Source organism: Caulobacter sp. UC70_42 (assembly GCF_044056025.1).
GTDB lineage: Bacteria > Pseudomonadota > Alphaproteobacteria > Caulobacterales > Caulobacteraceae > Caulobacter.
In genome coordinates this window covers 3,246,860-3,267,743 of record NZ_CP171994.1, presented here as the reverse complement: position 1 = coordinate 3,267,743, position 20,884 = coordinate 3,246,860, and the positions used below count along the sequence as shown (strand labels likewise).

General features: G+C 68.2%; 18 protein-coding genes, 4 pseudogenes and 1 riboswitch. Of the genes and pseudogenes, 9 read left to right on the top strand and 13 right to left on the bottom strand.

Going from position 1 to position 20,884, the window contains the following annotated elements; genetic code table 11:
- Positions 1-87: 87 nt before the first annotated feature.
- Positions 88-985, top strand: a pseudogene (locus ACHMW8_RS16230) (cobalamin biosynthesis protein CbiG).
- Here the strand turns inward: ACHMW8_RS16230 and ACHMW8_RS16225 are convergent.
- The gene (locus ACHMW8_RS16225) at positions 982-2,379 is read right to left on the bottom strand and encodes an MATE family efflux transporter (RefSeq protein ID WP_395445995.1); all 1,398 of its coding nucleotides are present in this window, start codon (positions 2,377-2,379) and stop codon (positions 982-984) included. The pseudogene ACHMW8_RS16230 and the gene ACHMW8_RS16225 overlap by 4 nt on opposite strands.
- A gap of 293 nt (positions 2,380-2,672) precedes the next feature.
- On the opposite strand from ACHMW8_RS16225, the gene ACHMW8_RS16220 reads away from it, so the two are divergent.
- From ACHMW8_RS16220 to ACHMW8_RS16210, 3 genes are all read left to right on the top strand, one after another.
- Positions 2,673-3,551 carry an SDR family oxidoreductase gene (locus ACHMW8_RS16220; protein ID WP_395443106.1) on the top strand — a complete coding sequence of 293 codons (879 nt, stop codon included), beginning with the start codon at positions 2,673-2,675 and terminating at the stop codon, positions 3,549-3,551.
- 68 nt (positions 3,552-3,619) lie between these two features.
- Entirely contained in the window at positions 3,620-4,006 is a 387-nt protein-coding gene (locus ACHMW8_RS16215) for a VOC family protein (RefSeq protein ID WP_125156531.1), read from the top strand.
- Between the two features lie 7 nt (positions 4,007-4,013).
- Positions 4,014-5,066, top strand: coding sequence for a ThuA domain-containing protein (locus tag ACHMW8_RS16210; RefSeq protein ID WP_395445994.1), 1,053 nt, complete (start codon positions 4,014-4,016; stop codon positions 5,064-5,066).
- Here the strand turns inward: ACHMW8_RS16210 and ACHMW8_RS16205 are convergent.
- The 3 genes from ACHMW8_RS16205 to ACHMW8_RS16195 form a co-directional block, all read right to left on the bottom strand.
- Positions 5,063-5,611: a DUF2239 family protein gene (locus tag ACHMW8_RS16205; protein WP_125156529.1), complete on the bottom strand. Its 549-nt coding sequence runs from the start codon at positions 5,609-5,611 to the stop codon at positions 5,063-5,065. The two genes, ACHMW8_RS16210 and ACHMW8_RS16205, sit on opposite strands and share 4 nt — an antisense overlap.
- Positions 5,611-5,946: a GIY-YIG nuclease family protein gene (locus tag ACHMW8_RS16200; protein ID WP_125156528.1), complete on the bottom strand. Its 336-nt coding sequence runs from the start codon at positions 5,944-5,946 to the stop codon at positions 5,611-5,613. Before ACHMW8_RS16200 ends, ACHMW8_RS16205 begins: the two co-directional genes overlap by 1 nt.
- A gap of 76 nt (positions 5,947-6,022) precedes the next feature.
- A complete protein-coding gene (locus ACHMW8_RS16195) occupies positions 6,023-6,409 on the bottom strand; it encodes a hypothetical protein (RefSeq protein ID WP_125156527.1) in 387 nt (128 codons plus the stop codon).
- Between the two features lie 154 nt (positions 6,410-6,563).
- Here ACHMW8_RS16195 and ACHMW8_RS16190 point away from each other — a divergent pair, with 154 nt between their 5' ends.
- The gene (locus ACHMW8_RS16190) at positions 6,564-7,373 is read left to right on the top strand and encodes a tetratricopeptide repeat protein (protein WP_395443105.1); all 810 of its coding nucleotides are present in this window, start codon (positions 6,564-6,566) and stop codon (positions 7,371-7,373) included.
- A 65-nt stretch (positions 7,374-7,438) separates the two neighbouring features.
- Here the strand turns inward: ACHMW8_RS16190 and ACHMW8_RS16185 are convergent.
- From ACHMW8_RS16185 to thiC, 5 genes and pseudogenes are all read right to left on the bottom strand, one after another.
- Positions 7,439-10,187, bottom strand: a pseudogene (locus tag ACHMW8_RS16185) (TonB-dependent receptor).
- A gap of 332 nt (positions 10,188-10,519) precedes the next feature.
- The gene (locus tag ACHMW8_RS16180) at positions 10,520-10,873 is read right to left on the bottom strand and encodes a DUF1428 domain-containing protein (protein WP_395443104.1); all 354 of its coding nucleotides are present in this window, start codon (positions 10,871-10,873) and stop codon (positions 10,520-10,522) included.
- Positions 10,874-10,912: 39 nt separating this feature from the next.
- Positions 10,913-12,301, bottom strand: a pseudogene (locus tag ACHMW8_RS16175) (S41 family peptidase).
- 157 nt (positions 12,302-12,458) lie between these two features.
- Positions 12,459-13,433, bottom strand: a complete 975-nt coding sequence (locus ACHMW8_RS16170; protein WP_395443103.1) for an Acg family FMN-binding oxidoreductase — start codon at positions 13,431-13,433, stop codon at positions 12,459-12,461.
- A gap of 70 nt (positions 13,434-13,503) precedes the next feature.
- Positions 13,504-15,342, bottom strand: coding sequence for a phosphomethylpyrimidine synthase ThiC (gene thiC / locus ACHMW8_RS16165; protein ID WP_395443102.1), 1,839 nt, complete (start codon positions 15,340-15,342; stop codon positions 13,504-13,506).
- A 71-nt stretch (positions 15,343-15,413) separates the two neighbouring features.
- Positions 15,414-15,519: riboswitch (TPP riboswitch) on the bottom strand.
- 140 nt (positions 15,520-15,659) lie between these two features.
- On the opposite strand from thiC, the gene ACHMW8_RS16160 reads away from it, so the two are divergent.
- Positions 15,660-16,412, top strand: coding sequence for an alpha/beta hydrolase (locus ACHMW8_RS16160; RefSeq protein WP_395443101.1), 753 nt, complete (start codon positions 15,660-15,662; stop codon positions 16,410-16,412).
- Positions 16,413-16,480: 68 nt separating this feature from the next.
- A complete protein-coding gene (locus ACHMW8_RS16155; protein WP_395443100.1) occupies positions 16,481-17,002 on the top strand; it encodes a RidA family protein in 522 nt (173 codons plus the stop codon).
- A gap of 3 nt (positions 17,003-17,005) precedes the next feature.
- On the opposite strand, the gene ACHMW8_RS16150 is transcribed toward ACHMW8_RS16155, so the two are convergent.
- From ACHMW8_RS16150 to ACHMW8_RS16140, 3 genes are read right to left on the bottom strand one after another with little or no spacing between them, the layout of a single operon-like run.
- The gene (locus ACHMW8_RS16150) at positions 17,006-17,854 is read right to left on the bottom strand and encodes a neutral zinc metallopeptidase (protein WP_125156518.1); all 849 of its coding nucleotides are present in this window, start codon (positions 17,852-17,854) and stop codon (positions 17,006-17,008) included.
- An 11-nt stretch (positions 17,855-17,865) separates the two neighbouring features.
- On the bottom strand, positions 17,866-18,231 hold the full coding sequence (locus ACHMW8_RS16145) for a hypothetical protein (RefSeq protein WP_395443099.1): 366 nt from the start codon (positions 18,229-18,231) through the stop codon (positions 17,866-17,868).
- A 44-nt stretch (positions 18,232-18,275) separates the two neighbouring features.
- Entirely contained in the window at positions 18,276-18,833 is a 558-nt protein-coding gene (locus ACHMW8_RS16140) for a tetratricopeptide repeat protein (protein WP_395443098.1), read from the bottom strand.
- A 146-nt stretch (positions 18,834-18,979) separates the two neighbouring features.
- On the opposite strand from ACHMW8_RS16140, the pseudogene ACHMW8_RS16135 reads away from it, so the two are divergent.
- A pseudogene (locus ACHMW8_RS16135) lies at positions 18,980-19,975 on the top strand (D-cysteine desulfhydrase); the annotation flags it as partial.
- Positions 19,961-20,671 (top strand): aspartate/glutamate racemase family protein, encoded by a 711-nt coding sequence (locus ACHMW8_RS16130; protein WP_395445993.1) that lies wholly within the window; start codon positions 19,961-19,963, stop codon positions 20,669-20,671. The pseudogene ACHMW8_RS16135 and the gene ACHMW8_RS16130, both read left to right, overlap by 15 nt.
- Here ACHMW8_RS16130 and ACHMW8_RS16125 read toward each other — a convergent pair.
- Entirely contained in the window at positions 20,661-20,843 is a 183-nt protein-coding gene (locus tag ACHMW8_RS16125) for a hypothetical protein (protein ID WP_395443097.1), read from the bottom strand. The genes ACHMW8_RS16130 and ACHMW8_RS16125 overlap by 11 nt on opposite strands.
- Between the last annotated feature and the right edge of the window lie 41 nt (positions 20,844-20,884).

Below are 20,884 nucleotides of genomic sequence, written 5' to 3'. Positions count from 1 at the left end.
TTTCTTTTGGGCTTAGCGGCGGGCTGGCCGTGGGGTTCGCGCCGGAGTAGAAGCGCGGCTCCTGTCCTTCCCGGGGAGCCGCGTACCGTGTCGCGTCTGTTCAGCGCCTATGTGATCGTCGACTGGAGCGCCGCGGCCAAGCCGACGACGGGCGCGGACTCCATCTGGATTGGCGTGCTCAAGCGCGACGTGCGCTTCCGCCTGACCTTCGAGAGTTATAATCCCGCGACGCGCGGCGAGGCCGAGACGCGGCTGGCCGCCATCCTCGACGACCTGAAGAAGCGCGGCGAACGGGCCCTGGTGGGCTTCGACTTCCCGCTGGGCTTCCCGCGCGGGCTTTCCAAGGCCCTCTCGCTGCCGGGCGAAAACGCCCTGGCGCGCGGTATGGGACCAGCTGGCCAAGATGGTCAAGGACAAGGCCGACAACACCAACAACCGCTTCGGCGTCGGCTCGGAGATCAATCGTCGCCTGACCGGCGGCCCCTTCCCGTTCTGGGGCTGCCCGCCCAAGGACGCGCTGACCACCCTGCAGCCCAAGCGCCCGCGCGAGCACGGGCCTGACGACCTGCCGGAGTTCCGTTACGCCGATGAGGCCGCCAAAGGCGCTCACTCGATCTGGAAGCTCTACTACAACGGTTCGGTCGGCGGTCAGGCGATCATGGGCATCCCGGCGGTGCGCCGCCTGAAGGACGCGCGTGGCGACGCCGTACGGGTGTGGCCTTTCGAAACCGGCTTCAAGGCCCTGACCGAGGCCGATCTCGATGGCGTCGCCGTGGTGGCGGCCGAGGTCTATCCGTCGCTGCTGAAGGTCACGGCCACGCCGGGCGAGGTCAAGGACCTGACCCAGGTGCGCACCCTGGCCGAACACTTCGCCAAATTGGACGAAGCGGGAAAGCTGGGGGCGTTGTTCGACGCGCCGAAGGGCCTCTCCGAGGACGCGCTGGAAGCGGCTTCGACCGAAGAAGGCTGGATCCTGGGGGCTTAGGCCTCCTCGCCCGCCAGCTTCCGATCCCGCCAGTCCAGCATCCTGAACCTGAAGAGCAGGAAGCCGGCGGCCAGGAAGCTGGTGATAATGATCGAGATCAGCACCCCGTTCAGGCCCATGCCGCGCGGGATCGCCAGCCACCAGGCCAGCGGGCCCATGACCAGCGCGTAGCTGATCAGGTGGGTCACAGTCGGGATCCACACCTCGCCCCGCGCCCGCAGCGCCTGGGCGGCCACTACCTGCACCGCGTCGGGCGCGAAGAACAGGCAGGCCAACGCCATCGCCGGCAGGATCAGCGTCATGGCCGCCGGGTCAGTGGTGTAGGCCAGCGCCACCCAGTGCTTGGCCGGATAGAGCAGAAGGCCAAACAGCGTCCCGATCACCGCGATAACAGCGAAGGCGATCCAGCCGGCCCGCTTCATGCCTTCCGGGTCGCGCGCGCCATAGGCCCGGCCGACCTGTACGGCGGTGGCCGTCGCCACGCCCAGCGGGACCATGAAGACGATAGCCGAGACGTTCAGCACCACGGTGTATGCGGCGACGGCAAGGCTGCCGATCCAGCCGCAGATCAGGTTCATGCCCGCGAAGGCCGAGACCTCGAAGAAATTGGACGCCCCGGCGCCGTAGCCAATCTTGCGCTGCTCGATCTCGGCGGCCTTGTTGTGGGCCGGCTTGTCGAAGACGCCCAGTTCGCGGGAGTCCTTCATGCGCAGGACGTAGATCGCCAGGGCGATCGCCAGGGCGGTGCGAGCCACGAAGGTCGACCAGGCGCCGCCGACCGCGCCCATGGCTGGCAGGCCGAAGGTCCCGGGCACGAACAGCAGGTTGGCGGCCAGGTTCACGACATTGGCCAACCACATCATCACCGCCCCCGGAGCCGGCCGCGCCAGGCCCTCCAGCCAGAAGGTCAGCACCACCGAGATCGCATAGACCGGCAGCGACAGCGAGAAGACGATCAGCGGCGCGGTCGCCCCGTCGGCCAGGCCGTCCTTCAGGCCCATGGCGTGCAGGAACAAAGGCCCGAACAGGGCCAGCAGCGCCGCCGAGCCGACGCCCAGCCAGGCGCCGTAGCTGAGGCCTCGCCGCAGCACCGCGCCGGTCTCATGCGGCTTGCCGGCGCCGATCGCGCGGGCGGTCATCACCTGCACCCCGACCAGCAGGCCGACCGTGGCGGTCACGAACACCGAGGTCGGGGCCCAGGCCATGGCGTGGAAGCCCAGTTGCCGGGCCGAGAAGTGGCCGACGACGATGGCGTCGGTCAGGCCCATGACCATGATGCCCAGGCGCGACAGCACGACCGGCCCCGCCAGACGGAGCAGTTCGAGGAGGTCGGTCAGGATCGGGCCGCGCGGCCGCCCCGAGGGAAGCGCCGCTCCGGCCGCGTCGCGCGGCATGGTCTTCACCCCGAAATCTGGAAGGCGGTGGTCGAAGAAGGGCGCGCAAAGTGGCTCATGCCCGATTTGTGGGCAACCCGCTTTCGGCGAGGCTTGGAACATCGCGAGCGGCCAACGGTTCTTCGGGCTCAGTCCCCGAAAGGAGCGCGCCATGGCCGACACCCAGACCCCCGAGTTCGAGCACACCAGCGATCAGGTCGCCAAGGCCTATCGCGAGATCCAGGCCCCGCTGGACGCCAAGGAGGAACGCTCCTTCCAGTCCAAGGACGAGGCCAAGGACGCCGAACGCAGCCATGCCATGCAGGCGGGCGCCCCGCCCCTACCCCGCTCCGCCCTATCCCGAACAGCATCAGGCCAAGCCTGGCGACGAGGCCGCGCTGAACCTGGCCCCGATGTACGACGCCCCATTCTACAAGGGCTCGGGCAAGCTGGAGGGCAAGGTGGCCCTGATCACCGGCGCCGACAGCGGCATTGGCCGGGCCGTGGCCGTACTCTTCGCCCGCGAGGGCGCGGATGTCGCCATCGGCTATCTCAACGAGGACGACGACGCCAACCTGACCCGCATGGCCGTCGAGCAGGAGGGCCGGCGGGCCATCCTGCTGCCGGGCGACGTCGCCGACCCGGCCTACGCCAAGGCGGCCGTGGAAAGGACGGTGGCCGAGTTCGGCCGGCTCGACATCCTGGTCAACAACGCCGCTTTCCAGGAACACGTGCTCGACTTCGAGGACCTGACCGAGGCGCACTTCGACCGCACCTTGAAGACCAACCTCTATGGCTATTTCCACATGGCCAAGGCGGCGGTGAAGCACCTGCCCAACGGCGGCGCGATCATCAACACCGGCTCGGTGACCGGCCTTCTGGGCAACAAGGACCTGCTGGACTACTCGATGACCAAGGGCGGCATCCACGCCTTCACCCGCTCGCTGGCCACGCACCTGATCGACAGGGGCATCCGGGTGAACGCCGTCGCGCCCGGCCCCGTCTGGACCCCGCTGAACCCGGCCGACAAGCTGGGCCCCGACGTCGCCCAGTTCGGCGCCAAGACCCCGATGAAGCGGGCGGCCCAGCCGGAGGAGATCGCGCCGGCCTATGTGTTCCTGGCCTCGCCCCAGACGGCCAGCTTCATCACCGGCGAGATCCTGCCGATCATTGGCGGCTATGCCGGAGGCTAATGGCCTGACCACTTTCCTTCCCGGCGGGAACGGCTAGGCTCGCGCGTCCTTCAAGCTCGAGTCCCGCCATGGCCCGCCGCGTCGCCCTCGTCTCCCTGCTGGTCGCCGACTACGACGAGGCCATCGCCTTCTATGTCGGCAAGCTCGGCTTCACCCTGGTGGAAGACACCGACATGGGCCACGGCAAGCGCTGGGTCGTGGTGTCGCCTGGGAGCGAGGGCACGAACTTTCTGCTGGCCCGCGCCACCGGCGATCAGGCCGAAGCGATCGGCCGCCAGGGCGGCGGGCGGGTCTGGCTCTTTCTGCACACGGACGACTTCGCCGGCGACCACGCCCGCATGAGCGCCGCCGGCGTCACCTTCCTGGAAGAACCACGCCACGAGGCCTACGGCACGGTGGCGGTGTTCGAGGACCTTTCCGGCAATCGCTGGGACCTGATGCAACCCAAGGGCTGAGATGATGATGCGCCGATTGCTGCCTTTATTCGCGGCGGTCGCCGCGCTTTCTGGTCCGGTCGCCCAGGCCGCGCCCGCGAAGATCCGGGTGCTCTATCTCGATCAGTCCGTCGGTTTCGTGCACAAGCCCGTCTCGCGTCCCGCCAACAGCAACGGCCCGACTCCGTCCGAGATCGCCCTGGCCGAAATCGCGGCCAGGACCGGCGCCTTCACCGTGGAGTCCACGCAGAACGCCCGCGTGATCACACCCCAGAAGCTCAAGGACGTCGACGTCCTGATCTTCTACACGACCGGCGAACTGCCGATTTCGGCCGAGAACTGGGCCGCCGTGCAGCGGTGGGTCGAGAGCGGCAAGGGCGGCTTCGTGGGCCTGCATAGCGCCACCGACACCCATTGGGACTATAGCGGCCCCGGACAGACCTACACCGCCTTCATCAACGGCAAGTTCGCCGGCCATCCCTGGACCCAGGGCACGCCGATCACCGTCCAGGCGCTCGGTCAGAAAGCGGGGGGCGGCAAGGATCCCGTCAACACCGCCTGGCCCGCCCGCTTCACCTATGCCGAGGAGATCTATCAGTACTCGGACTATGATCCGGCCAAGGTCCGCGCGCTGCAGGCTCTCGACTTCACCGACATGCCCCTCAAGCGCCCATGGTTCGTGCCGGTCACCTGGACGCGCCAGATCGGCCAGGGCCGCCTGTTCCACACCAGCCTGGGTCATACGCCCAGCACCTGGAACGACCCGCTCTATCGCGCCCAGATCCTGGACGCCGTACGCTGGACCGCCCATCGCAAGCCTGGCGCGGCCAAACCCAATCCGGACGAGCAGGCGCTGTGGGCGCTTCGCTCGCTGCTGGCCTATGACGGTCGGCCCAAGGCCGAGATCGAGGCGCGCCTGACCAGGCTGGCCAAGGCCGATCCCGCCTGGCTGAGCAACGCCGCCGCCCGCACGGCCGCCCTGCGGCCGCTGTGGCCCGCCAAGCCCGACAGCGACAAGGCTCCGTTCGACACAGCCTACAAGGCCGTGCTGGACGAGGTCGTTGCGAAGTCCGGCGGTTAAGCCTCCCCGAACGCCTCCGCCGCATAGGTCCGCAGCTGGGCGGCGATGTCCCCCGGCCAGGCCTGGATCCGGGCCTCGAAAGCCGCGTCATCGCCAGCGAACAGGGCCCGCATGGCCTCCTCGAACGCCGGCAGGTCGCCGCCGATCGCCGAGGCGAAGCGATAGGCCGCCTCGCGGGCGGCGCGGACGCGGTCCGGACCTTCGCTGGCCCGGCGGGCGGCCTCCACCAGCTTGCGCAGGGCCACCGACGCGCCGCCGGGCTGCGTGGCCAGCCAGTCCCAGTGGCGGGGCAGCAAGGTCACCTCCCGCGCCACCACGCCAAGCTTAGGCCGGCCTCTACCGCGCGGCGTCTCCGCGGGCGGCGCGAGACGCGCGGCCAGGACGTCCGGCCCGCCGCTGAGATCAAAGTCCACCGAGCGACCCGCGGGATCGAAGATCAGCACCCCCGCCTCGCCGACCAGCCTCTGGGCCGCCAGGGCCGCGTCGAGGCGCGAGCCGACCGCCACGCGCGTCGGCCCGTGGAAAACGACAAACACCTCGTCCATCAGTTCAGCCCCGTGGCGTTCAGCGTCGCGATCCAGTGGGCGCGACGATCCTTGAGCTTCGAGGCGCGCATGGCGCCGTCAAGGTCCGCGACATCGACCGCCTCGACGGCCTCGAACACGAAGGCGTCCGCGCCATGGCTGTTCCAGGCCGCCTGCAAGCTCTTCTCGCGATGGGAGCCGAGGCGCAGCGAGAACCAGACACCGTTCTGGCGATTGGAGAGGTCCGGCGCCGCGCCGATCCACACCGCACCCGTCGGGACGCAACGCACGGCGTAGATCCCGGCCTCGACCTTGCGTTCCTTATACTCGCGCAGCAGCGCCTTGCGGTCGGACATGCCAAGCTCCTCCAGAGGCTACCGTCTGACGCGCCTTTTACCCGGACGAAACTTCAAGTCAATATTGCCCGGGTAATTATCCGTCAGCAGCGCGGTAGGCCACATAGCCCCGCTCGACCAGACGCCGAGTGGCCTCGTAGACCGCCGCCAGTTCCTCATAGGCCGAACGCAGGTGAGCCAGGCGCGCGACCTGGGCTTCTGAGAGCGATGCGCTAGCGTCGGTCATCGCCGCGGCCTCGGCCACCCACTTGGCGCGGGCAGTCGCGGTGGCCACGGCCAGGCGCTGGAAGCGGCCGGCTTCGGCTTTCGGCACGATCGCGCCAAGCACCGCCTTGTTCGAAGCGTAGGCCGTATAGTCGATCTGCTCCAGATAGCCGCGCAGGCGGCGCTGGACCTGGGGATCGGTGTCGGTGGGCTCGAAGTGGTCGCCTGTGCGGCGCGTGCTGGAAGTCATGGTCGCCATGACGGCCTCCGATCCGCCGAGAGCGGCGGTTCTAGCAGGAAGCGTGCGCTTGAGAGTTTAATGACGCGTTGAGCCGCGATGCGACCAATCGACTAATGCCTAGGTTGATTTATTACAGACGTAGCTTAGAAGTCTCGATACCTAAGGAGTGCTCATGCGCTGGATCGCCGCCTTCTCCGTCGTCGCTCTGGCGATCGCGCCCATGCCGGTCCTGGCCGCTAGCCAGACGATCACCCAGTTGAAGGTTTCCGAACAGGAAGCCCAGGACCAGGAGGTCCTGAAGAAGGCCTACCAATCCGGCTCGCTGCAGGCCGCCAAGGCGTTCGAAAAGGACCTGACGACCGTTCTCAGCCACGCCCCGGCCAGCTATCCGCAAATCGAGCGCAGGGACGACCTGACCGTCATCCGCGCCCAGTCCCGCACGGCGGCCATGAGCGGCGCGATCCTGGTCAGCACGCTCAACAGCAGGGAGGGCAAGGCCGGGACGGTCGCCACCAGCCTCAACACCTATCCGATGGCCGCCCTGCTGCTGGGCTCGATCGCCAACGAACAGCGCGACCCGCGTGGGGCCATCGCCTATCTGGACAAGGGCCTGGCCCTGCAGCCCGACAATCTGGCGCTGATCACCGAAAAGGGCGGCGCCCTGGTCGTACTCAAGCGCTTCTCGGACGCCCTCGACCTCTACGAGCGCGCCGAGAAGATCGATTTCATCACCAAGCTGCTTGAGCCTGGCGGCGAGGCGCGCGTGCTGCGCGGCAAGGGCTTCGCCCTGATCGAACTGAAGCGCCTGGACGAGGCCCAGGCCGCTTACGAGGCGGCGCTGAAGCTGGAGCCCAACCACGCCGGCGCCAAGGCCGAGTTGGAGTACATCAAAAAGCAGCGCGGCGGCGGCGCTCAGGCCGACATCGGCCTGGTCACCGGCGACAAGGCCAAGGACGGCGACGCCGCCCCGCCCAAGCCGTAGGCGCTAGAGCATTTTCCGATGAAATGGATACCGGTCCGTCGTCAGAAAATACGTCAAAACAAACCCTAGAACAGCTTGCGGAAGCCCAGGCGCACCGTCCGGCCCAACGGGTCCAGATAGTCGCGCTGGTAGGCCTGGGGCGTTGCGCCGCTCTGGTCATGCACCGACTGCTTGGAGTTCGAACAGGTTCTCGAAGTTCAGCGACACCTGGGCCCCTTTCAGGATCGGGAACTTGTCGACCATCGGCTTGCGCGCGGGCGCGCCGAAATTGGCGAACAGGTTCACGCCCAGCGTCGCCAGGTCCGAGAAGTACAGGGTCTGGCCGCCGGTCGAGCCGCCGTCGACCCAGGTCGAGGCCTTCCAGGCGCCGTTGAAGCGGAAGCCCAGACCATCCTTGAAATAGCCGCCCTGGATCGAGACCTCGTGGCGCGCCTGGCCGTTGCGGGCGCTGATCGCCGCGCCGTCCAGCTGGTCCAGAACGGGCATCCCCTTGCGGACGGTGATCTCGTCGCTGAGGCGCCACGTGTGATAGACCGACAGCTGGAACAGGCCCTGGCCGGGACGCATCATGCCTGGGGGCGGGCCCATCATGCCGCCGCCGGGACCGCCGCCGCCGCCCGGCGGACCGCCAGGACCGCCGCCGCCCATGCGCATCATGCCGCCGCCGGGCGGGCCGCCGCCCGGGCCGCCGAAGCGCCCTCCGGGACCGCCAGCCGCGCCCGGCGTCGGCTTGCCGATCGCCTTGAACAGGTTGAAGCCCCAGCGGATGTTCTCGTTCTGCGCGCTGGCGAAGTTCACCGGCCGGGCGTCGATCGACAACAGGCGGCCCGAGGCGTCGCGCACGAAACGATCCGGGAAGGCGCGCTCCAGGTCCGGCGTGATCGCGGGGAAAGACGCGATCACGTTCTTGGTCTCGGCCCGGGTGTAGGTGGCGTTGAAGGTCAGCTCGATGCTGGTGAACGGCTTGTAGTTGACGCCGAACTTGCTCACCCGGCGATTGTCGTTCAGCAGGTTGGCGTTGCCGCCGTCGGTACGGCTGATGATCACGGTCTGGCCGGTCGTGAAGTCGAACACCGAGACGTTCGGCGTCACCACCAGAGGGTCGTTGATCTGGTTGGTCGTGGGCGCGCCCTCTTCGTCGGTGTAGCTGGCGATGAAGCTGATCGGCTTGATCGGCGACCAGTTGAAGCCGCCCCCGAGGGTGGTCAGCCCGCCCAGGTCCGACAGGTTGTCATAGCCGGCGTTGAAGTTGGCCGAGAGGTCGCCCAGCTTGGCCAGAACGTTGTTGCGCGTGCTGGTGATCGGCAGGTTGAAGCTGCTCTGGAAGCTCTCCGTTGTGCGGGTGATATCGCGCTTGGTGGTGACGCCCGAACGGACCGTCTCCGAGTTCAGGCCCTTGCTGTTGGCCCCGACCTTGAACGTCGTCTGCAGGCCGCCGGCCGGCAGCATGAAGAGGTTGCCGTTCAACACCAGTTCGGCGCTGGCCGCGGTCGAGATCGAATGGGCCGTGTCCGGAGCGACGGCCTTGTAGAGGCTGGACGCGATCACGCCGAACGGATTGACGGTCGGATCGCCCGCCGCCACCGCCGCCTGAAACGCCGAGGGCGTCTAGACCGCGACCGGTCTCGGTGTCGGTCTTGGTGCGGTCGAAGTCGCCGGTGACGTTCCAGCGCCAGTCCTTGACCCGGCCGTTGGCGGCCATGCTGACCTGGGTGCGCAGGGTGTCCACGTCGCGCGACAGGGCGCCCGGCGCGTCGATGTAGCGATAGCCGGTCACGGCCTGCGAGAACGGCGAGAACGGGCTTCCGGCCGGCAGGGCGAAGCTCACGCCCGGCAAACCCAGCAGGGCGTGGCTGCTCGTGTCTTCCAGATTGCCGCTGAGGGTCAGCTGGGTCTGCTTGTTGAGGTCGCGGCTGATCGAGCCCCGGAAGGTGCCCTTGTCGGACTTGGAGATCAGGGAGCGGCTGGCCGTCAGGTCGCCGGTATTGTAGCGGCCGGCCAGCGGACCGAAGTCGGCCAGCGGCGCGCGGCCGTTCACGGCCGAGTCCGGCACGCCCGCGAAGCTGGCGGGAATCGTCGGGTCGAGGGCCGCGCCGTTCAGGCTGGCGACATTGCCGACCAGATCGAACGGCTGGCCGTTCGGCGAGCGGACGATGTTGCGGTCAGTTTCCAGCAGATAGGGGTCATGCGATAGCTGGACGTCGACGTTCCAGCGCTTATCGCCGTTGATGTTCACGCGGTTGCCGCCACCGCCGCCTGAAACCCGGCCGCCGTCGGTGGCGACCGTCGCCGCCGCCTGCACTGCAGCGCGTTGTAGTTCTTCTTGAGGATGATGTTCACGACCCGCTGGTCGGCCTTGTAGCCGTAGCTCAGCGCCACCTCCTCCGGAAGTATCTGGAATCTCTCGATGGCCTCGGGCGGGATGCCCTGGATCTCCTGGAAGCCCGAGATACGACGGCCATTGATCAGCAGCACCGGTCCGCCGCTGTCGCGGCCGCGCGTGCTGGTGGTCTGGGGCGTCAGCATGGTGAGCAGTTCGCCGATGCTGGTGGCGCCGAAGCTCTTGATCTCTTCCTCGTTCAGCTCGAGTTCGGGCTCGATATTGCCCTCGACCTTGCCGCGCGGGTCGGCCTGGACGACCAGACCCTCGACCTCGTTGGGGCCGTCATCCTTGACCTGCGGCTTCTTCGGGTCGGTGTCGGCGACCGCCTCGGCCGGCGACGAGACGGGGGGCGCCAGCGCGGACGAGGCCGCGGTCGCGGGGTCGAACGCGGCCGAGGCCAGTCCATACAGCAGGATGGTCGAAAGGGTCATCAGGCCCGAAGAAAACACGAGTGACAGGAACGTCGACGCTCGGCCGCGCCAACGCTGGGTTGTCGCTCCTTACGGGGGTGCGCCCCCTCCGCAACGCCCCCCGGCGTTAAGAAAAAGCAATGCGCTATAAAGCGCACACTCGTGTGTCTTTCGACGCTCAAAGAGCGTTCACCCATTGAAATATCGTCACATTTTCGACAGCCACGTGTTGCACATCGAAACGATGTTGCAGCTTGGCAATAAACCGCGCCACCCGGTCGCAGGTGTTCTCCTCGCGCGGATTCGAAGCGTCGCCTGGCGGCGTCTCCGCGCGAGAGCACAATCCTAACGAGTTACCTTTCCAGGAAACTCTCGAAGCCGCCATAGATCATTCGCTTGCCGTCGAACGGCATGTTGGCCATGCCCGCCTTCAGGCGCTCGTCGGACATGACCTTGGCGTTGATCTCATCTCGACTGGCGCGATCCTTGTAGGTGATCCACGAGAAGATCACGATCTCGTCTTCCTTGGCCTGGACGGCGCGCGGGAACGAGGTCAGCTCGCCATAGGGCACGTCGTCGCCGATGCACTCGACATACGACAGCGCGCCATGCTCCATCCAGACCTCGGCCCCGAGCCGGGCCATGGCCTTGTAATCGTCCAGCTTGTCCTTGGGCACGGCGAGCACGAAACCATCGACATAGGCCATGACGTTCTCCCTTGGTCGTCGTTGACGGGACAAGGACGCTCAGCGGCTTCCCGTTCCGACACTCCCGTCGCGAATTTTCGTGATCAGGCCGGCGATCGCCTTGGCGTGGCCGCCGGAAAGATCCGAGTCCGGAAAGATCGCCATCGGCACGTCGGGAACGAGCCCCCTGCCCTCCAGGTCCTGGCCTTCGGGTCCCTTGTAGAGCTCGGCCGGCAGCGCCATCGTCCAGCCGTTCGGTAGCGGCTTGGGCAGCTGGTCGGAGAACGCGCCGCGGGTCGCCCCGCCCACCTGGGTGACATTGGGCAGGGCCTTCATCATCAGGGTGAACGTCTCGCCGGCGCTGACAGTGATGTCGCTGGTGACCAGATAGACCGGCCCGGTGAAGCCGGCCGCGCTGGCGGGCTCGACCTTGACCGGCTGCGGCGGCGCCTTGGCCCCGACCGGGACCTTGGCGTAGGCCGCGCGCGGTTGGGCGGCAAAGCGGGCGGCGATCCGCTGGCCGATGGTGTCGTAGCCGCCGCGGTTGTTGCTGACGTCGACGATGACCGCCTTGGCCCCGGCGAAAGCGGCCATGGCCTCGTCGAGCACGGGATCCAAAGGCCGGGGATCGTCCGGCGCGGCGTTGCGGGCGAACGCGCCCATGGTGACAATGTTCATATAGCCGATGTCGTCGACCCGGCCCCAGAAGACGCGGTTGTTGGCCGCCTGTCGCCCGCGCCCTTGCAGGATCCCCGTCAGGATCCCCTCGCGATAGGCCTCAGCCACGCCTTCTCGTCGCCCTGCGGATCGGCGGCGTGGACACGGTTCAGGGTCGGAGACTCGCCGGGCTCCAGGTCGCGCCGGGAACCGGCGACCATGCCGTGCAGCTCGACATGCGGGTCGTTCGAGGCCGGCCATCAGGCCCGAGAGCGCCGTCCACAGCTGGGCGTCGGTGGCGCTGGGACCGACCTGGTCCAGGGCGGCGGCCTTGCGCGCCGGCCAGTCCAGCCTGCGCTCGGCCGAACGCGGGTAGTAGGCGGCGAAGGTGTCGGCGGCGAAGGCGACGATGCGGTCCGGCGTCCAGGCCGCCGCCGCGATGCAGGGCGTTGGCAGGTTGGGCAGCTTGTCGAACAGGTAGCGCGTGCCGTCCTGACTGCCGGTCAGGGTGATCGTCCCCTGCCCCTCGGCGCGCCAGAGGGACAAGACCCCGTCGGGATCGGGCTCCCGGCGCGGATCCGGATAGCAGGCCTCGCCAGCGCGCTGGAACAGTTGGGCGCCGTCGGGACCGAACAGCACGATCCAGCCGTAGCCGCGCGATTTCCAGGCGCCGCGCAGCTCGGCCGCCACGGGCGCGCCCTTGGGCTGCACCGGCCAGAACGGACTTTCGGCGAGCGCCGGCGCGGCGAAGGCAAGAACGGCGGCGGCGGCCAGAAGACTCAAGCGTTTCATGGGCGCGACGGTGGAGGCGTCTCCGCCGCCGCGCCAGTGAAATCGCCGCGACGCCCGACGCTAGCGGAGCAGAACGGCCTGAGGGCCGCGGCGCAGGGAGCGCGGCAATTCGGGTCCATAGCCGAAGCGGACGACGAGATCGGGGCGTTTGGCCGGCTCACACAGCCATGCGGCCATCCGGCGGCGCGTCGCCGGATCCTCGAACCGGCTGATTGAGGAAGGCCAGCTTCAAGCCCGCGGCGGTCGCCGTCAGTGCGAACCGGGTGAAGGCGCGCCCCACGGCGATCCAGCTGGCGGGCGTCTCGGCCGGACCGGTGAAGATCGCCGCGCCCGCCGAGCTCCTCATCCAGCCCGCGAGGCGATCGGCCTCGCCGTTCTTCGTCATGACCATGGGCAAAAGCCGCTCGCCCAGCCAGCGCGGCGCCGTGATGTTGCCGGAAGCGGCCGTGAACAGGCCGTCCCGTCGCGCCAAGGCTTCTCCGGCGTCGAAACGGATCCAGTCGGTAAGTTCGCGCATGAAGGCGGGATTGGCGAGCTGAGCGCTGTTCCCGGCGACGATCATGTCCGTCAGGCGAGCCCGCGCGTCAGGCTCCAGCACCCATCGAAGCCCCACGTCCTGTCCAACGGCGGCTTCAAGCCGACGGAGCGTGGCCGCGTCCACCGGTCTTCCGTCGTACTTGGTCCGCGTCGACGCGCGACGGGGTATGGACTGGAACAGGGCGTCGGGACGCGCCGGCGCACTGGAGAAGGTCACACGGACGCCGCCTCCCGGCAGAAGCTCCGGCTCGCCCGCCCAGCCATAGCCGAGCCCTGCCCGCAGCAGGGTCTCCAAGGCGCAGCCGAGGCTGACGAACAGGTGATGGTCGTCCGGATCCACCACCGGGGTCCGTCGCGAAAAGTCCGGCAGGATCTCAATCGCGCGGGGCTCGATTCGAAAGCGCCAGGGCTGGGTGTTGTGCCCGTTCGCGGCCAGCGTCGCGGCACGGATCAGGGCGATCATCGGAACGCCGCCGCCGCCCAGGTCCGGCAGCCGCCAGAGGTCCCGGACCGCGCGGTCGTAGGGGCTTTCACCGCCGGAACAACCCGCGACCAGCAGCGGCATGGCGGCGATCAGGGCGCGACGGGTGGGCATGGCGGCGGCTCCGAAAGCCCAAGCTGTAGCCGCCGCCTCCTGCCTCACCTTGCGGTGGGTCAAACCCGCCCTATTCGGTTTTCAGATAGATCTCCGAGCCCTGTTCCTTGAACTTCTCGCTCATCTCGGCCATCCCCAGCGCCGCGTCGTTCGGTGCGATGCCGGCCGCGAAGTCACGGACCTCGTGGCTGATCTTCATCGAGCAGAACTTGGGACCGCACATCGAGCAGAAGTGGGCGGTCTTGTGCGCCTCCTTCGGCAGGGTCTCGTCGTGGAACTTGCGGGCCGTCTCCGGATCGAGGCCCAGGTTGAACTGGTCTTCCCAACGGAACTCGAAGCGCGCGCGGCTGATGGCGTCGTCCCACATCGCCGCGCCGGGATGGCCCTTGGCGAGGTCGGCGGCGTGGGCGGCCAGCTTGTAGGTGATGACGCCGGTCTTGACGTCGTCGCGGTCCGGCAGGCCCAGGTGCTCCTTGGGCGTGACGTAGCAGAGCATCGCCGTGCCGAACCAGCCGATCATCGCCGCACCGATGGCCGAGGTGATGTGGTCGTAGCCAGGCGCGATGTCCGTGGTCAACGGGCCGAGGGTGTAGAACGGGGCCTCGTGGCAGTGCTTCAGCTGCTCGTCCATGTTGGCCTTGATCTTGTGCATGGCCACGTGGCCCGGCCCCTCGATCATCACCTGGACGCCGTGGTTCCAGGCCACCTTGGTCAGCTCGCCCAAGGTGCGCAGTTCCGAGAACTGGGCCTCGTCATTGGCGTCGGCGGTCGAACCCGGGCGCAGGCCGTCGCCGAGGCTGAACGACACGTCGTAGGCGCGCATGATCTCGCAGATGTCCTCGAAGCGCTCGTAGAGGAAGTTCTCCTTGTGGTGGGCCAGGCACCACTTGGCCATGATCGAGCCGCCGCGGCTGACGATGCCGGTGACGCGCTTGGCGGTCATCGGGATGAACGGCAGGCGCACCCCGGCGTGGATGGTGAAGTAGTCGACGCCCTGCTCGCACTGCTCGATCAGGGTGTCGCGGAAGACCTCCCAGTTCAGGTCCTCGGCCACGCCGTTGACCTTTTCCAGCGCCTGGTAGATCGGCACCGTGCCGATGGGCACGCTGCTGTTGCGGATAATCCAGTCGCGGATGTTGTGGATGTTGCGGCCGGTCGACAGGTCCATGACCGTGTCGGCGCCCCAGCGCGTGGCCCAGACCAGCTTGTCGACCTCGTCGGCGACGGTCGAGAGCACCGCCGAGTTGCCGATATTGGCGTTGATCTTGACCAGGAAGTTGCGGCCGATCGCCATCGGCTCCAGCTCGCCGTGGTTGATATTGGCCGGGATGATGGCGCGGCCGCGGGCGATTTCCTGACGCACGAACTCGGGGGTCACAAAGTCCGGGATCGAGGCGCCAAAGTCCTCGCCGTCGCGCACGCACGGGCGGTCCTGCTCGCGGCGCAGGTTCTCGCGGATGGCGACATATTCCATCTCGGCCGTGATGATCCCGGCGCGGGCGTATTCCAGCTGGGTGACCAGCTTGCCGGGCTTGGCGCGGTAGATCGGACGGCTGTTGTCCGGGAATTCGGGGGCCAGATGCTTGCCCTGGGCGAAGCCGTTGTCCTCGGGCTTCACCTGGCGGGGATTGGAGACCAGCTCGACGTCACCGCGCGCCACGACCAGGGGCTCGCGCGTGCGCGGCAGCCCCTTCTCGATGTCGATGGCGACAGTCGGGTCGCTATAAGGACCAGACGGGTCGTAGATGGTCACCGGCGGTTCGTTGGCCGACGGGTGGACAGCCACCTCGCGGAACGGCACGCGGATGTCGGGGAACAGCTGGCCGGCCTGGTAGACCTTGCGCGAGCCCGGGATCGAGCCGGTCGAGATGGTCTCGGCCACGGATTTGATGGTGGTCTGGATGTTCATTTCGGGCGCTCCTTCGGCTTCGAGGAGACCCGGACGTGCGCGCTTGAGTCGGTTTACGGACGGACGAAAAGCCCTGATCCGCGTTCCCTCCCTTCGCCGGCATGACCCGGATCAGGTTCTACGGGTCAGGGCCAGAGCCCAATCTCAGCCGCGCGAGCGACCCCCCGGTGAACAACGGCCCGACACTAGGCGCGTTGACGCCAAGGTCAAGCGTCGCGCGCCCTGGCGATCACGAAGTCGTCAACCTCGTTACCCTTGGCCTTGCCGGCGCGAATGGAGCGTGACCGCCTCTGGTCACCACCGCCGAGGGCATACTCATGAACGCCATCCCCAATCGCCGCGCCGTCCTGTTGGGCGCGCTCGCCGCAGGCCTCGCCACGCCGGCCCTGGCTCGAACACCGGCGAAAAACATTGTTCTGGTCCACGGAGCCTGGGCTGATGGCTCGTGCTGGAACGAGGTGATCCCTTCGTTACAGGCCAAGGGCTTCAACGTCACGGCGGTGCAGAACCCTCTCACCTCGCTGGCCGACGACGTGGCGGCCACCCGGCGGGTCCTCGCGCGGCAGGACGGCCCGACCGTGCTGGTCGGCCACTCGTGGGGCGGCGTGCCAATCACCGAAGCCGGCGTCGACCCGAAGGTGACGGCCCTGGTCTACGTCGCCGCCCGTGCGCCGGACGCCGGCGAGGACTTCAACGCCCTGGCTGCGACCTATCCGACCATGCCGGTGCGGGCCGGAGTCGTGACGACCGACGGCTATTCATGGCTGACCCAGGACGCCTTCGTCCGCTTTTTCGCCGGCGACGTCGAACCGGCCCGCGCTCTGGCGCTCTTCGCGACCCAGCAGCCGATCGCCGCCAACCTGTTCGCCGGCAAGACCACGGTCGCGGCCTGGCGCGAGAAACCCAGCTTCTACGCCGTCTCGGCCAACGACCAGACGACCAACCCGGACCTCGAGCGGTTCCTGGCCAAGCGCATGAAAGCGACGACCATCGAGCTGCCGTCCAGCCACGTGTCGATGATCTCGCATCCCAAGGCGATCGTGGATCTGATCATCCGCGCCGCCGGGTGACGGTTAATTCACTTGCGGCCGGCGGCCGGTCACGCGATCCGGAGACCCGCGTTCCATGGAGATCCCCCATGACCTTCCGCCGCCTGGCCTTGCCCATCCTCTGCGCCCTGATCGCCGCGCCCGCCCTGGCGCAGGAGACCTATCCCAAGACGATCCCGTCCTCGGGCGGCGAGGTGATCATCCCGTCCGAACGTCACCAGAAGTCCTATGACGAGTTCAAGTACGCCCCTGCCCGCCGGGCCGGCGACATGCTCTACGTCTCGGGCGCGGTCGCCGGGCGCGCCAAGGACGAGGGCACGGACCCGGAGTCGTTCAAGCGGCAGGTCCGCCGCGCCTTCGTCGCCCTGGACAACACGTTGAAGGCCTCGGGCGCCACCTTCGACGACGTGGTGATGATCAACAGCTTCCACGTCTGGGAGGGGCCCGATCAGCCCGCCCCGCGATGGGAGCAGCTGGCCATGATCAACGCCGTCAAAAGCGAGTTCATCAAGGGTCCAAACCCGGCCTGGACCGCCGTCGGGACCAGCGGTCTGCTGCCCGCCGGCGGGATCGTCGAGATCCAGCTGATCGCCTACGCCCCGAGGAAGTAGACCCTAGAGGCGGCTGGCCGAGAAGGTGTCGCAGGCCGACGGATCGCCCTGGTCGTAGCCGCGCGTGAACCAGCGCATCCGCTGGGCGCTGCTGCCGTGGGTGAAGCTGTCGGGCACGACCTGGCCTTGGGTCTGCTTCTGGATGGTGTCGTCGCCCACCGCGGCGGCGGCGCCCAGGCCGTCCTGGATGTCGGCGCGGTTGATGACGATCTTGCCGCCCGAGGCCTCCCCCGCGTGGGCCGCCCAGACGCCGGCATAGCAGTCGGCCTGCAGCTCCAGCCGCACAGAGCCGCTCTCTTCGCCCCGCGCGCCCAGGCGGCGGGCCTGCTGGTCCGCGCCCAGCAGGTGCTGCACGTGGTGGCCGATCTCGTGGCTGACGACATAGGCGCGCGCGAACTCGCCCTTCGCCCCGAAGCGGCCTTCCAGTTCCTGCCAGAACGACAGGTCCAGATAGACCTTCTGGTCGGCCGGACAATAGAACGGCCCCATGGCCGACTGGCCCGTGCCGCAGCCCGTGCCGGTGGCCTGGTTATAGAGCACGATGGCCTCGGGCGGCCGGTAGTCGACGCCCTCGTTGCGGAAGATCGGTGTCCAGACCTCGCGGTTCGATGTCTCTATGACATCGATGAACTGGCCCTCGCGATCGGACACCTGGCCGCGCGTCCCCTCCTGTTGGGCGGGTTGCTGCAGGCCCTGCGTCGCTTCCATGGTGGTGCGCGGATCGATACCGAACACGAAATAGCCGATGGCGGCCAGCACCACCGCGCCGATGCCGCCGCCGGCGATGCCGACAGGCCCCAGACCGCGCCGATCCTCGATATTGCCGGACCGACGTCCGCCTTCCCACTCCATGCCGTCCTCGCTCAGTTCGGTTGGCTGGCGGGCTTGATCGCCCGCATGCGCGCATTGCTCTGGTCCAGAGCGTCCTGCGTCAAGCGTTCCATGCGGCTGATCGAAGCTGAAAGCTCCGCGTCACGGCGCGCGGCGTCGTCGCGCGGCGGGAGGGTCCCGCTTCGCTGATCGTTGAGGTCGCGCAGGATCACCTGGGTCCTGGCCCGCTCGTTGGCGTTCGAAACGTCGATCTGGTTCGACAGCATGTCGCGCCGCACGTCGTCGACCGCCTGGGCCGCGGCGTTGCGAGCCTGGATGTCGCGCAAGGTCGTCTGGGCCTGGGCCGCGCCGCCCAGCGCCGCCAAGCCTATCGTGAGCCAAAGAACCGTGCGCGTCATCGGGATGCTCCTACAAACGGGGCGAGCCGACGACGCGCCGCGCGTCAGGGCCGCTTGACCGTGAAACGCGCGAGTTCGGTCTTCGGCGCCGGCCAATCGGGCTTCAACTGGGCCGCTCGCGAATAGTCATTATAGGCCGCGGTCAGGTCGCCGAGCCCTTCATTGGCCAGGCCGCGATTGAAGAAGGCCTTTTCCGGCGCCCTTACGCCCATGGAAAGGCCCTTGTCGATCTGTTCCACGCCCTCGCGATAGCGCTCCTCGCCGACGAAGGTCGCGCCGCGGTTCACATAGGCCTCGCCCAGGTTCGGATCGATGGCCGAGGCCTGGTCGAAGTCGGCGCGAGCGGCGTCGAACTGACGCTGGCGCATCTGCAGGACGCCGCGGTTCACATAGGTCCGGGCGCGATCGCGGAAGCTCAAAGTCTCGACCTCAAGGGCGGTGGTGCAGGCCAGGACGGCGCGGTTGTCCGTGCGGCCCTTTTCCGCCGCGTCGGAGCATTCCTGGGCGGAACCGCCGCCGATGATCAGGCTCGAAGCGCCAGCGGCTCCGGCGGCGGCCAGCATGGCCGTAGCGCAGAGGGCGGCGACAGGGATCGCTCGCATATGTCTTCCTCCCATCGGGCCGGTCTCTCTGGCCGGCCGCTTATGCTGCGATCATAGCACCGTCGCGCGGCGGCTCGAAGCGGCGCCATCGCATCGGGGGCGGGTCGTGCTAACAGAGGCGGCGACTCCGTCAGGGACTTCCGCTCATGCACCTCGCCCGCTTTCCCCGCGCCCGCTTCGCCCACCTGCCGACCCCGCTGGAGCCGCTGCCCCGCCTGAGCGCGGCGCTCGGGATCGACCTCTGGGTCAAGCGCGACGACTGCACCGGCCTGGCCGGCGGCGGCAACAAGACCCGCAAGCTGGAGTTCCTGCTGGGCGAGGCCCTGGCCCAGGGCGCCGACACGCTGGTCACGCAAGGCGCGGTGCAGTCCAACCACGTGCGCCAGACCATCGCCGCTGGCGCCCGCTTCGGCCTCAGGACTGAAGTGATCCTGGAAGAACGCACCGGCTCCAAGGCCAGCGACTACATGGGCAACGGCAATGTCCTGCTCGACAAGCTGCTGGGCGCGGCGATCCGCTACGTGCCCGGCGGCGCGGACATGGTCGCCGAGCTGGAAGCCACCGCCGACAGCGTCCGCCAGCGCGGCGGCAAGCCCTATGTCATCCCGGGTGGCGGCTCGAACACGGTCGGCGCGCTGGGCTATGTCGACTGCGCCCGCGAACTGGTGGTCCAGGCCGACGGGATGGACCTGAAGATCGACCGCTTCGTGACCGCCACGGGCAGCGCCGGCACCCACGCGGGCCTGGTGGCGGGCTTCGCCGCTTTGTCGGTCGACATTCCCATCCTGGGCTTCGGCGTGCGCGCCCCCAAGCCTAAGCAGGAGGAGAACGTCTTCAACTTGGCGCTCGCCACCGCCGAGAAGATCGGCGCGGCCGGCCGCGTCAATCGCGAGATGGTCGTGGCCGACTGCGACTATGTAGGCGAGGGCTATGGCCTGGTCGATCAGGGCGTGATCGACGCCCTGGCCCTGGCGGCCCGGACCGAGGGCCTGCTGTTCGATCCGGTCTATTCGGGCAAGGCGCTGAAAGGCCTGATCGACCAGGCCGCCAAAGGCGCATTCAAGAACGAGCGGGTGGTGTTCCTGCACACCGGCGGCGCCCAGGGCCTGTTCGGCTATCAGTCCGTGCTGGAGCCCGCCCTCCGATCAGCAAGAGTTCCCCAGAGCAAGGTCTTGGGGGTGCTGGGCGGCATGGGCCCGGCGGCGACCCTGGACTTCCTGGCCAAGCTGCAGGCCGCCACGCCGGTCAAGCGCGAGCAGGACCACCTACGGGTGCTGGTCGACATCAATCCCAAGGTGCCGGACCGCAATGTCAGCGCCTCGGACCCGGGCCCCGTGCTGGCCGCCATGGCGGCGGGCCTGCGCGACGGCGGGGCCCAGGTGCTGGCCATCGCCTGCAACACCGCCCATGCCTATGCCAACGAGGTCCGCGCCTCGGGTCTGCCGCTGGTCGACATGCTGGAGACGGCGGGCCTGGCCGCCCAGGCCAAGAGCGCCGGCGTCGTCGGCGTGCTGGGCACCGGTCTGGCGCTCGGCCTCTATCGCGACCGCTTCTCGCATATGGGCCTGGAGGTGGTGATGCTGGACGACCACGAGCAGGTCGAGTTCATGGCCCTGCTCTATCGCATCAAGCAGGGCCACGTCGGCCCGGACTCGCGCGAGACCATGGCCGCCCTTGCCCACCGCCTGGTCGGCAAGGGCGCGCAGAGCGTGGTGGCGGGCTGTACGGAAGTGCCGCTGGTGCTGAGCGCGGCCGACCTGTCGGTTCCCTTCCTCGACGCGACGGAAGAGCTGGCCAAGCGCTGCGTGGCGGTCTGCCTGGAGGGCGTTAGCGCGTAATCGAGGGCTGGCCGTCTTCGCGCGAGGCTTCGAACAGCCCCAGCAGGGCCGCCGCGCCGCGCGAAGCCTGGGCCATGCGCAGCAGCGCCGCCCGGACATGAGCGGTCTCGGCGATCTCGGCTTGTCGCTCGAGACGCTCGGCTTCGCTGAGATGATCGTTGCTGTTCCCCATGGGGCGAACATTTACAGGACATGAACAGAGCCACCATGCGA